The following is a 12,251-nucleotide window of genomic DNA, read 5'->3' as shown; positions in this document are numbered from 1 at the left end:
GCCAGGGCGCGCCACGGGCGGGGTCGCGACGCCGCGCTGCTCAGCGGCGGGCGTCGCGCTCGGCCAGGGCGGCCAGCGTGAGCAGCTGCTTGCGCATCATCACCAGGTCGCCCCAGGCCAGGGCGGCCGCGCGCAGCCGCTGCGGGCGGGTCGCCCCGCGGGCGGTCATCCGGCAGACCAGCCGGCACGGCCCGCCGCCCGCGTCGTCGTCGGGCACGACGGCGTACGTCACGCCGATCGGGCCGAGCGGGCGGCTGGCCGAGGCCGTGGTGACCCCGGTCCAGGAGCGGCCCTCGTCGACGGCGAGCAGCTCGTAGACCCCCAGCATCCGCTGGCCGACCTCGAGCCGCTCGGCCCCCGGCGTCAGCTCCCGCGGGCTGCGCCGGCCCAGGTTGTCGACGAGGTCGTAGGAGTACGGCGCCACCGCGGTCTGGCACAGCCAGCGCCACGTCAGGCCCGCCGGGGCCGCGACCGGCACGGCGCGGTCCATCGTGACCGCTGCGCCCTCCCCGCGCTCGGGCAGCACCGCGTCGACCGGGAGCGGCCGCGCGAGGTCGGCAGGCGTCGTGCCCCACGCCCACGGCAGGCCCGACCTCACCGGTCCGACCTCACTGGTCCGACCTCACTGGCCCGACCTCACTGGCCCTGGGCCAGCTGGCGCGAGCGGTCGCGCGCGGCCTCCATCGCGGCCAGGAAGGCCGCGCGCACGCCGTGCTGCTCCAGCTCGCGCAGCGCCGAGGCCGTGGTGCCGCCGGGCGAGGTGACCTGCTCGCGCAGGACGGTGGGGTGGGTGCCGGTCTCGCGCAGCATCTTGGCCGAGCCCACCAGGGTCTGGATGACCAGGTCGGTGGAGGTGCTGCGCGGCAGCCCGAGGTGCACACCGGCCTCGATCATCGACTCCACGACGAAGAAGATGTAGGCCGGGCCCGAGCCCGAGATGGCGGTGACGGCGTCCTGCTGGCGCTCGGGGATGCGCAGCACGCGGCCCACCGACCCCATGAGCGCCTCGGCCTCGGCGAGGTCGGCCTCGCTGCAGTGCGAGCCGGCCGAGATGCCGGCCATGCCCTCGTCGACCAGGGCCGGGGTGTTGGGCATGACCCGCACGACGGCGACGCCCTCGGGCACCCGCTCCTCGATGAAGCCGGTGGTGATGCCCGCGGCCAGCGAGACCAGCAGCTGCCCGGGGCGCAGCCCCGGGGCGATCTCGGCGAGCACGTCGCCCATGTCCTGGGGCTTGACCACGAGGGCGACGGTGTCGGCGCGGGTGGCGGCCTCGAGGTTGCCCACCACCGAGACGCCGTAGCGCTCCTCGAGCTCGCGGGCCCGCTCGGCGCGCTTCTCCCCCACCAGCAGGCGGTCGACGCGGCGACCGGCGCGCACGAGACCCGAGAGCAGCGTCTCGCCCATCACCCCCGCCCCGATGATCGCGGTCTGGGCGGCGGGTGCGGTCTGCGCCATGCGCGGCGCCTCCTTCGGAGCTACTTCTTGGAGATGAGGGACGTCAGGAAGAATGACAGGTTCTGCGGACGCTCGGCGAGGCGTCGCATCAGGTAGCCGTACCACTCCTGGCCGTAGGGCACGTAGACCCGGACGGTCTCGCCCTCGCCGGCCAGCCGCTTCTGCTCCTCGGGCCGGATGCCGTAGAGCATCTGGAACTCGTAGCTGCCCGGCTGGCGCCCGAAGCGGCTGGCCAGCGAGGAGGCGATCTCGACCATGCGGGGGTCGTGGGTGGCGATCATGGGATAGCCCTGACCGGCCAGGAGCACCTTGAGGCAGCGCACGTAGGACCGGTCGACCTCGAGGCGGTCCTGGTAGGCCACCGACTCGGGCTCGTTGTAGGCGCCCTTGCACAGCCGCACCCGCGAGCCCTCGTAGGCCAGCTGGCGGCAGTCGTCCTCGGTGCGGTGGAGGTAGGCCTGGAGCACGGCCCCGGTCTCGGGGAAGTCCTTGCGCAGGTCGCGCAGGATCGCCAGCGTCGAGTCGGTGGTGGTGTGGTCCTCCATGTCGAGGGTCACCGACGTGCCGGCGTTGCGGGCGGCCCGGCAGATGGTGCGGGCGTTCTCCAGCGCGAGGCGGTGGCCGCCCTCGGGGGCGACGTCGTCGGGCAGGAACTGCCCGATCGCGCTCAGCTTGACCGAGACCTCGGCGTGGCGGGTCAGCCCGCGCGCTGCGAGCGCCTTGAGCACCTCGACGTAGGCCGCGACGGTGGCCTCGGCCTGGGCGCGGTCGGTGGTGTCCTCGCCCAGGTGGTCGAGGGTGACGGTCAGGCCGTCGTCGACCAGCGCCGCCGTGGCCGCGACCACGGCGTCGGTGCTCTCCCCCGGCACGTAGCCGCGGACGATGCCCGCGGAGACCGGCATGGTGCTGACGAGCCTCTTGACCTGGGAGCTCCGCGCGAGGAGCAGGAGCGGCTGGCGGAGCAGGGACATGACGTCAATCTACGACGGGCCCCTGCGGCTCCCGTGGCGAGGGCGGGCTGCATCGGGGCGGCCGCTGCCGCGCCGGCGGGCTCAGCCGGCGAGGTGCTCGCGGGCGAAGGCCAGCGACTCGGCCAGGTCGGCCTCGCGGGCCTCCTCGCTGCCGCTGCGGCGGGTGTTGATCTCGACCACGACGTCGCCGGCGAAGCCGCTGGCGCCGAGGTGGCGCAGGAACAGGTCGGCGCCGGTGGAGCCGCGCCCCGGCACGAGGTGCTCGTCCTTGGCCGAGCCGCTGCCGTCGGTGAGGTGCACGTGGCGCAGCCGCGGGCCGAGCCGCTCGGCCATCGCGACGACGTCGGAGCCGGCGATGGAGGCGTGGGACAGGTCGATCGTGGTGTTGGCGTAGGGCTCGGCCGAGGGGTCCCAGCCGGGCTGGTAGACCTCGACGCCGCGCTTGGAGGTGGCCTTCCAGGGGTACATGTTCTCCACCGCGAAGCGGATGCCGGTCGACTCCTCCAGCGCGGCGATGCCGTCGACGAAGCCGCGGGCGTAGTCCTTCTGCCAGCGGAACGGCGGGTGCACCACCACGACCTCCGCGCCGAGCTCGTGGGCCATGTCGGCCGAGCGCTGGAGCTTGGCCCACGGCTCGGCGCCCCACACGGCCTGGGTCAGCAGCAGGCAGGGGGCGTGCACGGAGCACACCGGCACGCCGTGGTGCTCGGAGAGCTGGCGCAGCGCGGTGGGGTCCTGGGTGATCCGGTCGAGGGCGACCATGACCTCGACGGCGTCGTAGCCGAGGGCAGCGGCGCGCTCGAAGCCGCGGGCGGCCGACTCGGGGTAGACCGACGAGGTGGACAGGCCGACGCGGGTCGGCCCGCCCGCCGGGGCGGGGACGGGGTCGCTCACCCGGGTCAGCCCAGCACGCTGATCTGGTCGAGCCGCTCGAGGATGACGCCCTCGCGCAGCGCCCACGGGCAGATCTCGAGGGCCTGGAGGTCGAAGATGTCCATGCACGCCTCGGCCACCAGCGCGCCGGGCAGGATCTGGTGCGAGCGGCTCGGGGAGACGCCGGGCAGGGCCGCGAGCTCCTCGGGCGTCATGGTGACCAACCGCGGGATCCACTCGCGCAGCTCGGCCAGCGGCAGCACCCGCGGCACCAGCGGGCCGTCGCCCGAGGGCGCGGCCCCGCAGATGCGGGCCAGGGAGCGGAAGGTCTTCGAGGTGGCCGCGGCCCGGTCGGGGGCTCCGGCGCGCAGCAGGTTGCCGGCGTCGCGCGCGATGTCGGCGCGGATCTGCTTGCGCAGCTTCTTGATGGCGTCGTCGTCGGGCGGACCACCGCCGAACCACTGCCGCGCCAGCCGGGCGGCCCCCAGCGGCATCGACCACGCCACGTCGGGCGCCTCGTCGCCCCCGCCGGCGATCTCCAGCGACCCCCCGCCGATGTCGAAGACCACCAGGCGGCCCGCCGACCAGCCGAACCAGCGGCGTACGGCCAGGAAGGTGAGCCGGGCCTCGTCCTCGCCCGAGAGCACGCCGATCCGCACACCGGTGCGGGCCTCGACGTGGTCGAGCACGGCCTCGGAGTTGACCGCGTCGCGCACCGCGGAGGTGGCGAAGCCGATCATGTCCTCGCAGCCCTTGTCCTCGGCCACCACGACGGCCTGGGCGGTGAAGGCCGTGAGCGCGTCGATGCCGGCCTGCGAGACCGCGCCGTGCTCGTCGAGCACCTCGGCCAGGCGCAGCGGCTCCTTGTAGGAGTACGCCGGCAGCGGCGCCGCCCCGCCGTGGGCGTCGACGACGAGGAGGTGGCCCGTGTTGGAGCCGATGTCGAGCACGCCCAGACGCATGACCTCAACGTACTCCCCGTAGGCTCGCCGGGTGCCCGAGGTCGACCTGGTGTTCCCCCGCGCGTGGGTGGAGTTCGAGAACCCCGCCGACGCCTCCGAGGTGATGCGCTGCGACCTGACCTGGCTGACCTCGTCCTACACCTGCATCTTCGGCCGGGGCTGCGCCGGCATCTACGCCGACGCCCCCGACGTCGGCTGCTGCACCCTCGGGGCGCACTTCGCCGACGAGGGCGACGAGGAGCGCGTGGCCGGCCACGTCGCCCGCCTCGACGGCCGGCTGTGGCAGCAGCACCCGGGCGGGCCCGACGCCGCCCCCGGCGCCGTCGACGCCTCGGTGTGGGTCGAGACCGACGACGAGGGGGCGCGCAAGACGCTGGTCACCGAGGTCGACGGCCAGCGCGCCTGCATCTTCCAGAACCGGCCCGGCTCCGCCCTCGGCGCCGGCTGCGCGCTGCACGCCCTGGCGCTGGAGGAGGGCCGCGAGCCGCTGGAGACCAAGCCCGACGTGTGCTGGCAGCTGCCGATCCGGCGCACCTTCCGCGAGGTCGAGCGCCAGGACGGCACCGAGGTCACCGAGGTCTCGATCGGCGAGTACGACCGCCGCGGCTGGGGCCCCGGCGGCCACGACCTCGACTGGTACTGCTCGGGCAACACCGAGGCCCACGTCGCCCCCGAGCCGGTCTACCTCACCCACGCCCCCGAGCTCACCGCCCTCATGGGCCCCGAGGCCTACGCCGAGCTCGCGCGCCACTGCGAGGCCCACGTGCGCTCGCGCAGCGCCCTCGCGCTGCACCCGGCCGACCCCCGGCCCTGACCCGCGCCTCGCCCTCGCCCCCGCCCCCGCCCTGGCCCGTCGCCCCGCCCCTCGCAGCGTCGGACCCGCGAGTAAAGAACTCTCGATGTCGAGAGAACCCGACCCCGGTGTCAAGCGCTGCGGGCGTGTTGTCCACAATTCCTGACATGCGCCTGGACCACCTCTCCTACGCCGCCGGACCCGACGGACTCGCGGGCACCGCCCAGCGCATCGGGCGCCTGCTCGGTCGCGAGTTCAGCGACGGCGGTGTGCACCCCCGCTTCGGCACCCGCAACATGACCCTGGCCCTGGCGGGGGGCACCTACCTCGAGATCGTCGAGGTGCTCGACCACCCCGCCTCCGACAAGGCCCCCTTCGGCCAGGCCGTCCGCGCCCGCTCCGCCCTCGGCGGCGGCTGGCTGGGCTGGGCCGTGGCCGTCGACGACATCAGCGTCGCCGAGCAGCGCCTGGGCCGCGAGGCCGCGCAGGGCAGCCGGCACCGCCCCGACGGCACCGAGCTGCGCTGGAAGCAGATCGGCCTCAACGGCCTCATCGCCGACCCGCAGCTGCCGTTCTTCCTGCAGTGGGAGGTGCCCGCCGAGCTGCACCCCAGCCAGGGCGCCGACGAGGGCTACGCGCTGGCCTGCCTGGAGATCGCCGGCGACCCGCAGCGCGTCAGCGAGTGGCTCGGCGAGACCGTCGAGGCGCCGCTCGAGGACGTCAAGGTGGAGTGGGTCGCCCCGCACGGCACCCCCGGCATCATCGCGGTGCAGCTGCAGACCCCGTCGGGTCTCGTCCGGCTCTGACGCCGGTCGGCGACGGCTCGTGAGCCGCCCCTCGCCCGGTGCGGTGCCGAGCCCCAACATCTGGCACCACACCGCCACCTACGAGCTCGAGAACACCGCGGTCGACCCCGAGCGGCGCATCGAGGCCGCGATGGCGTCCCTGCACGACTGGGCGGGGCAGCGCTTCCTCGACCTGGGCTGCGGCACCGGCTTCCACCTGCCCCGGTGGGCCGAGCGGGCCGGCAGCGTCGTGGGCGTCGAGCCCCACCCCGACCTGGTGGCGCTGGCGCGCCGGCGTACGTCGCGCCTGGCCGGCGTCGGCGTGCTCCAGGGCACCGCGCAGGACGTGCCGCTGCCCGACGCCTCGGTCGACGTCGTGCAGGCGCGGTGGGCCTACTTCTTCGGACCCGGCTGCGAGCCGGGACTGGCCGAGCTCGACCGCGTGGTGGCCCGCGGCGGCACGGCCTTCGTGGTCGACAACGACCCCACGCGCTCCACCTTCGGCGACTGGTTCCGCCGGGGCTACCCGCACCTCGACCCGCCCGCGGTCGTCGAGCGCTTCTGGTCGACCCGCGGCTGGACGCGGGTGCCGCTCGACGTGTGCTGGCGCTTCACCTCCCGCGCCGACCTCGAGGCGGTCACCCGTGTCGAGCTGCCGGGCCCGGTGGCCGACGCCGTGCTCGGCGAGCACGAGGGCCTCGAGGTCGACTACGCCGTCAACCTGTGGTGGAAGCGCTTCTAGCCGCAGCGGTCAGCTGGAGCCGCGCACGGCGAGGGTCGGGGTGAGCAGGACGCCGTCGCCGACGCGGGGCGGGTGACCGAGCAAGCCCTCCAGGGCGGAGACGATCTCGATCGCCACCTGCTCCAGCGGCTGGCGCACCGAGGTGAGACCGGGGGTGACGACCTGGGCGACCTGGGAGTCGTCGAAGCCGACGACGGCGACGTCGCGGCCGGGGGTCAGCCCGCGCGCGGCCAGGGTCTGGAGCACGCCCATCGCCAGGGTGTCGGAGGCGCACACGAAACCCGTGGGCGCGGCGTCGTCGAGCAGGGCCGCGCTGGCCTGCGCGCCGCTGGTCACGGTGTCGTCGACCCGGGCGGCCAGGCCGGCCGAGGACAGCCCCTGCGCGTGCAGGGCGCGACGCCAGCCCTCGCGCCGGTCCTCCCCGATCGGGGAGTCCTTGCGCCACCCGATCCACGCGACGCGCTGGTGGCCGCGCTCGAGCAGGTGGCGGGTGGCCAGCTCGCAGCCCGCGGCCCCGTCGACGTCGACCCAGGGGTGGTGGGCCTCCGGGGCGTCCCACGGCCGGCCGAAGGCCACGAAGGGCGCCCGCCGCGACCCGAGCCAGCCCGCCTGGGGGTTGCCCAGGTAGGTGTCGGTGACGACGAAGGCGTCGACCGCGGTGGAGCGCAGCAGGTCGTCGTAGCCCGACAGCGGGTCGTCGGCCTCCCCCGCGAAGAGCAGCACGTGGTAGCCCGCGTCGCGGGAGGTCTCGACCAGGGAGTGGACGAAGCGGTCCATGGTGGCGTTGGCCGTGCCCTCCTGGGCGGCGCTGATGCGCAGGCCGATCAGGTGGGAGGAGCGGGTGCGCAGGTTGCGGGCGGCCCGGTTGGGCAGGTAGCCCAGCTCGGCGATGGCCTGCTGCACGCGCAGCAGGGTGTCGGCGCGCAGCAGGTCGGGGTTGTTGACCGCGTTGGAGACCGTCTGGCGCGAGACGCCGGCCCGCTCGGCCACGTCGGCCAGCGTGGGCGGCGCGCCCGTGGGGACGGCAGGGCGACCGGGCCCGCGCGACGCGTTCCGCACCCCCACCGGCGTCTCCTGACAGCTCGCTCCGGCCGTCGGCGGCCGGTGCTCTTGATCGATCCAAGCAGAAGCATAACTTTGCCGCCGCGGCGCCGTCCCCCGTTCTCCGGGGTGAGGTCGCCGGCCCCGCCGCGCCGGGCGCGCGGGGCGGCGGGGCCCCGGGCCGCGGGCGCTGTCGGTGGGGTCGCCTAGCGTGCGCCCCATGGCCAAGACCTCCACCCGCGCAGCCCGTCCCGGCTACCGCTGCACCGAGTGCGGCTGGGAGACCGGCAAGTGGGTCGGCCGCTGCGGTGAGTGCCAGGCGTGGGGCTCGGTGGCCGAGGCCTCGGCGCCGGTCCACCGCGCCGCCGCGGCGCCCGTCACGACCCCGGCCGTGCCGATCGGCGAGGTGTCGGTGGAGGAGTCCTCCTTCCGCACCAGCGGCGTGCCCGAGCTCGACCGGGTCCTCGGCGGGGGCCTCGTGCCCGGCGCCGCCATCCTGCTGGCCGGCGAGCCCGGCGTCGGCAAGTCCACGCTGCTGCTCGAGGTCGCCGCCCAGACCGCGCGCCTGCGCCACCGCACGCTCTACGTCACCGGCGAGGAGTCGGCCTCGCAGGTGCGGCTGCGCGCCGACCGCACCGGCGGGGTGCAGCCCGAGCTCTACCTCGCCGCCGAGACCGACCTGGGCGCGGTGCTGACCCACATCGAGGAGACCCGCCCGACGCTGCTGGTCGTCGACTCCGTGCAGACGATCGGCGCCTCCGGCGTCGACGGCGTGCCCGGCGGGGTCACCCAGGTCAAGGAGGTCGCTGCCGCGCTCATCCGGGTGGCGAAGACCCGCAACATCACCACCGTGCTGGTCGGCCACGTCACCAAGGACGGCTCCATCGCCGGCCCGCGGGTGCTCGAGCACCTCGTCGACGTGGTGCTGCACTTCGAGGGCGACCGCAACTCACGCTTCCGCATGGTGCGGGCCATGAAGAACCGCTTCGGCCCGGTCGACGAGGTCGGCTGCTTCGACCTCTCCGCCGACGGCATCACCGCGGTCACCGACCCCACCGGCCTCTTCGTCGAGCAGCACCACGGCCAGGTCGCCGGCACCTGCGTGGCCGTCACCCTGGAGGGGCGGCGCCCGCTGCTGGCCGAGGTGCAGGCCCTGGTGACCCCCTCCGCGCTGGAGCGTCCCCGGCGTACGACGTCGGGGCTCGACTCCTCGCGCGTGGCGATGGTGCTGGCCGTGCTCCAGCAGCACTGCGGCGTCAGGCTCCACGCCCACGACGTCTTCGCCTCCACCGTCGGCGGCGCCCGGCTCCACGAGCCGGCCAGCGACCTGGCCCTCGCGATCGCGCTGGTCTCGGCCAGCCACGGCGTCGCGCCGCCGACCGGGGTGGTGGCGATGGGCGAGATCGGCCTGGCCGGTGAGCTGCGCCGGGTGCGCGACCTGCCGCAGCGGGTGGCCGAGGCCGCCCGGCTGGGCTTCCGGGTGGCCGTCGTGCCCTCCGAGCCGGGCCAGGCCGCGCGGCGCTCGCCGGAGTCGTGGGTCGTCGACGGCATGAAGGTCCTCGACGTGCCCGACGTCGCCTCCGCCCTGCGGCTGCTGCGGCTGGTCGGGCGCGACGAGGTCCGCCCGCCGCGGGTGCCCCAGACCTGAGCCCGGGCCCGAGGCAGCGCCCGCGCGGGTCACAACGGCGTCACGACCACGCCATGACCGCGCGGGCGGGCGCACGGGCGCCTAGACTCCCCATGGCGGCCGCCGGGGCCGCCGACCCGCACCCTGGAGGACCCCGTGGTCGCCGACCGCTCGGACGAGACCCTGCGCCTGCGCGCGACCCTGGCCTCGATCGCTCCCGGCACCTCCCTGCGCGACGGTCTGGAGCGGATCCTGCGCGGGCGCACCGGCGCGCTGATCGTGCTCGGCCACGACAAGACCGTGGAGTCCATCGCCACGGGCGGCTTCACCCTCGACGTGCCCTTCACCGCCACCGGCCTGCGTGAGCTGGCCAAGATGGACGGCGCGATCATCGTCGACAAGGACAACACGCGCATCATCCGCGCGGCCGTCCACCTCATGCCCGACCACACGATCCCCTCGGAGGAGACCGGCACGCGTCACCGCACCGCCGACCGGGTGGCCAAGCAGACCGGCTACCCCGTGATCTCGGTGTCGCAGTCGATGCAGATCATCGCCGCCTACGTCGGCGAGACCCGCCACGTGCTGGAGGACTCCGGCCAGATCCTCTCCCGGGCCAACCAGGCGCTGGCCACCCTGGAGCGCTACAAGCTGCGTCTCGACGAGGTGTCGAGCACCCTGTCGGCGCTCGAGGTCGAGGACCTCGTGACGGTGCGCGACGTGGCCGTCGTGGCCCAGCGCCTGGAGATGGTCATCCGCATCGCCCGCGAGATCGAGGACTACGTGCTCGAGCTCGGCACCGACGGCCGCCTGCTCTCGCTGCAGCTGGAGGAGCTGGTCACCGGGGTCGACGCCGAGCGCGAGCTGGTCGTGCGCGACTACCTGCCCGCCGGGCGGCGCAGCAAGAGCCCCGAGGAGCTGCTCGGGCGTCTCGAGGCGCTGAGCCCCACGGAGCTGGTCGACCCGGCCGCCACCGCCCGGGTGCTCGGGCTGGGCAACGGCGAGCACCTCGACGGTGCCGTGGCGCCGCGGGGCTACCGGCTGCTGGCCAAGGTGCCGCGCCTGCCGGGATCGGTGGTGGACCGGCTCGTCGACCACTTCGGCACCCTGCAGAAGCTGCTCTCGGCCGGCATCGACGACCTCCAGGCCGTCGAGGGCGTGGGCGAGCTGCGCGCCCGCAGCGTGAGGGAGGGACTCTCGCGCCTGGCGGAGTCGACCATCCTCGAGCGCTACGTCTGAGGACGACCGCCCTCGCGGGCCTCGTCCTGCGCCTCCTGCTCGGCCTCCTGCACCGGCGAGAGCAGCCGGAACTGCACGTCGGCGGGCTCGCCGCCGATCGCGGCCGCGGCGACGTGGTACCACCCCGGCAGCGCCCAGTCGGCCGCGCGGGTGCACTCGGCGTCGGAGCGGCGCCCCGACCACACGACCTCCACCGTGGTGGCCTCGGCGCTGCGCACCACGACGTCCTGCGGCACGACGGCCCGGCGGCACTCGCGCGTCGTCCAGATCTCGTCGTCGCCCGAGGTGATCTTGAGGGTCAGCTCGCGCGCGGAGGTCGTCCAGGTGCACGCCTCGGAGTCCAGGGAGCGCACGGCCACGTCGATGCCCACCTCGCCGCCGGCCACGGCCGAGGTCACGCTCGGCACCACCTCGAGCTCGCCGTCGTCGCACGGCCCGTCGGGCTGCGCCGGCACCGGCTCGGGGGTGCGGGTGGCGCGCGGCCGGTCGGGGCGCCGGGTGGGCTCGGCGGTGGGGCCCACGCTGGCGCCCGCGGTGGGGGCGTCGGTGGCGGCGGCCGAGGGGCTGGCCTCGGGCGCCGCGGTCGGCGCCGCGGTCGGCGCCGGGTCGGCGGCCGTCTGCACGGCCTGCGGGGTCTCGTCGCCGCCGCTGAGGGCGCCGACGATCCGCACCAGGGCCACGAGGAGGAGCACGAGCAGCAGGAGCACGATGCCGCGGCGCACCCAGTACACGCGCGCCGGCAGCGGTCCGCGGGTCAGCGACGTCATGGCCGTCACCGTAGCCAGCCCGGCCCGTCCGGTCGGGGTGCCACACCGGGGTCGCGCCGGCCCGGGTGAGAATGGCGGCGATGAGCAGCCTGCACGCCCCCCTGCTGGAGTGGTACGACGAGCACGCCCGCGACCTGCCGTGGCGTCGGCCCGAGGCGTCGGCGTGGTCGGTGATGGTCTCGGAGCTGATGCTCCAGCAGACCCCGGTGGCCCGGGTGCTGCCCGTGCACGCCGCGTGGATGGAGCGCTGGCCGACGCCGGGCGACCTCGCCGCCGAGCCCACGGGCGAGGCCGTGCGCGCCTGGGGCCGCCTGGGCTACCCGCGACGCGCCCTGCGCCTGCACGCCGCGGCCACCGCCATCGTCGCCGAGCACGGCGGCGAGGTGCCCCGCGACCACGCCGTGCTGCTCACGCTGCCCGGGGTCGGCGAGTACACCGCCGCCGCCATCGCGTCCTTCGCCTTCGGCCAGCGCCACGTCGTGCTCGACACCAACGTGCGTCGCGTGCTGGCGCGGGTGCTCGGCGGCGACGAGCTGCCGCCGGCCGGTCTCACCCGCGCCGAGCGGGAGCGGGCCGCCTCGGTGGTGCCCGACGACGCGGCCACGGCGGCGACGTGGGCGGTGGCGGTGATGGAGCTCGGGGCGCTCGTGTGCACCGCGCGCCAGCCCGCCTGCGCGGACTGCCCGCTCGCGGCGCAGTGCGCCTGGCTGGCGGCCGGGCGGCCGGCGTACGACGGGCCGCCGCGGCGCGCGCAGGCCTGGGCCGGCACCGACCGGCAGTGCCGCGGGCGGCTGATGGGGGTCGTGCGCGACGCCGAGGGCCCGGTGCACGTCTCGGCGCTGGCGGCGGCCTGGCCCGAGCCGGAGCAGCGCGAGCGGTGCCTGGCCGGCCTGGTGGCCGACCGGCTGCTCGTGCAGGCCGGCGACAGCGGCTACGCCCTGCCCTGACCCGGCCCTGACACGGCCCAGACCCGGCCCTGACCCGGACCGGTCC

The 12,251-nt window shown here is 75.5% G+C and carries 13 protein-coding genes; 6 read left to right on the top strand and 7 right to left on the bottom strand.

The features are described 5' to 3' along the window. Positions 1–40 precede the first annotated feature (40 nt). The 5 genes from ASF50_RS17255 to ASF50_RS17235 form a co-directional block, all read right to left on the bottom strand. Complete coding sequence (locus ASF50_RS17255; RefSeq protein ID WP_056905299.1) at positions 41–598, bottom strand: hypothetical protein; 558 nt, start codon at positions 596–598, stop codon at positions 41–43. Between the two features lie 38 nt (positions 599–636). Then, a complete protein-coding gene (gene proC / locus ASF50_RS17250; RefSeq protein WP_056864862.1) occupies positions 637–1,458 on the bottom strand; it encodes a pyrroline-5-carboxylate reductase in 822 nt (273 codons plus the stop codon). A 20-nt stretch (positions 1,459–1,478) separates the two neighbouring features. Then, positions 1,479–2,423 (bottom strand): proline dehydrogenase family protein, encoded by a 945-nt coding sequence (locus ASF50_RS17245; RefSeq protein WP_056905457.1) that lies wholly within the window; start codon positions 2,421–2,423, stop codon positions 1,479–1,481. Positions 2,424–2,510: 87 nt separating this feature from the next. Next, entirely contained in the window at positions 2,511–3,323 is an 813-nt protein-coding gene (locus tag ASF50_RS17240; protein ID WP_056905298.1) for a sugar phosphate isomerase/epimerase family protein, read from the bottom strand. 5 nt (positions 3,324–3,328) lie between these two features. Next, positions 3,329–4,264, bottom strand: coding sequence for a Ppx/GppA phosphatase family protein (locus tag ASF50_RS17235; RefSeq protein ID WP_056864864.1), 936 nt, complete (start codon positions 4,262–4,264; stop codon positions 3,329–3,331). 31 nt (positions 4,265–4,295) lie between these two features. Here ASF50_RS17235 and ASF50_RS17230 point away from each other — a divergent pair, with 31 nt between their 5' ends. The 3 genes from ASF50_RS17230 to ASF50_RS17220 all read left to right on the top strand — a co-directional run bounded on the left by ASF50_RS17230 (position 4,296) and on the right by ASF50_RS17220 (position 6,584). Continuing rightward, positions 4,296–5,078 carry a hypothetical protein gene (locus ASF50_RS17230; protein WP_056905297.1) on the top strand — a complete coding sequence of 261 codons (783 nt, stop codon included), beginning with the start codon at positions 4,296–4,298 and terminating at the stop codon, positions 5,076–5,078. A gap of 146 nt (positions 5,079–5,224) precedes the next feature. Further along, complete coding sequence (locus ASF50_RS17225) at positions 5,225–5,863, top strand: VOC family protein (RefSeq protein WP_056864866.1); 639 nt, start codon at positions 5,225–5,227, stop codon at positions 5,861–5,863. Positions 5,864–5,882: 19 nt separating this feature from the next. Beyond that, positions 5,883–6,584 (top strand): class I SAM-dependent methyltransferase, encoded by a 702-nt coding sequence (locus ASF50_RS17220; RefSeq protein ID WP_056905296.1) that lies wholly within the window; start codon positions 5,883–5,885, stop codon positions 6,582–6,584. A 9-nt stretch (positions 6,585–6,593) separates the two neighbouring features. Here ASF50_RS17220 and ASF50_RS17215 read toward each other — a convergent pair whose 3' ends face one another. Then, positions 6,594–7,574, bottom strand: coding sequence for a LacI family DNA-binding transcriptional regulator (locus ASF50_RS17215; RefSeq protein ID WP_228942702.1), 981 nt, complete (start codon positions 7,572–7,574; stop codon positions 6,594–6,596). 271 nt (positions 7,575–7,845) lie between these two features. Here ASF50_RS17215 and radA point away from each other — a divergent pair, with 271 nt between their 5' ends. Both radA and disA read left to right on the top strand, forming a co-directional pair. After that, positions 7,846–9,273 (top strand): DNA repair protein RadA, encoded by a 1,428-nt coding sequence (gene radA / locus ASF50_RS17210; protein WP_056864868.1) that lies wholly within the window; start codon positions 7,846–7,848, stop codon positions 9,271–9,273. 135 nt (positions 9,274–9,408) lie between these two features. After that, positions 9,409–10,491, top strand: a complete 1,083-nt coding sequence (disA, locus tag ASF50_RS17205; protein ID WP_200919148.1) for a DNA integrity scanning diadenylate cyclase DisA — start codon at positions 9,409–9,411, stop codon at positions 10,489–10,491. Here disA and ASF50_RS17200 read toward each other — a convergent pair. After that, positions 10,482–11,258, bottom strand: a complete 777-nt coding sequence (locus ASF50_RS17200; protein ID WP_056905295.1) for a hypothetical protein — start codon at positions 11,256–11,258, stop codon at positions 10,482–10,484. The genes disA and ASF50_RS17200 overlap by 10 nt on opposite strands. An 80-nt stretch (positions 11,259–11,338) precedes the next feature. On the opposite strand from ASF50_RS17200, the gene ASF50_RS17195 reads away from it, so the two are divergent. Next, positions 11,339–12,205, top strand: coding sequence for an A/G-specific adenine glycosylase (locus tag ASF50_RS17195; protein ID WP_056905456.1), 867 nt, complete (start codon positions 11,339–11,341; stop codon positions 12,203–12,205). The last annotated feature ends 46 nt before the right edge of the window (positions 12,206–12,251 follow it).

The sequence above is a fragment of the Nocardioides sp. Leaf307 genome, assembly GCF_001423135.1.
In the GTDB taxonomy this organism is placed as follows: Bacteria; Actinomycetota; Actinomycetes; order Propionibacteriales; family Nocardioidaceae; genus Nocardioides; species Nocardioides kribbensis.
Note: the sequence above shows the minus strand (reverse complement) of the source record. Positions and strands in the feature narration are given on the sequence as shown.

Excerpts from the sequence above, each read along its gene's own strand:
- radA (WP_056864868.1), top strand. The coding sequence starts at position 7,846 with ATGGCCAAGACCTCCACCCGCGCAGCCCGTCCCGGCTACCGCTGCACC.
- ASF50_RS17195 (WP_056905456.1), top strand. The coding sequence starts at position 11,339 with ATGAGCAGCCTGCACGCCCCCCTGCTGGAGTGGTACGACGAGCACGCC.
- proC (WP_056864862.1), bottom strand. The coding sequence starts at position 1,458 with ATGGCGCAGACCGCACCCGCCGCCCAGACCGCGATCATCGGGGCGGGG.
- ASF50_RS17225 (WP_056864866.1), top strand. The coding sequence starts at position 5,225 with ATGCGCCTGGACCACCTCTCCTACGCCGCCGGACCCGACGGACTCGCG.
- ASF50_RS17200 (WP_056905295.1), bottom strand. The coding sequence starts at position 11,258 with ATGACGTCGCTGACCCGCGGACCGCTGCCGGCGCGCGTGTACTGGGTG.
- ASF50_RS17235 (WP_056864864.1), bottom strand. The coding sequence starts at position 4,264 with ATGCGTCTGGGCGTGCTCGACATCGGCTCCAACACGGGCCACCTCCTC.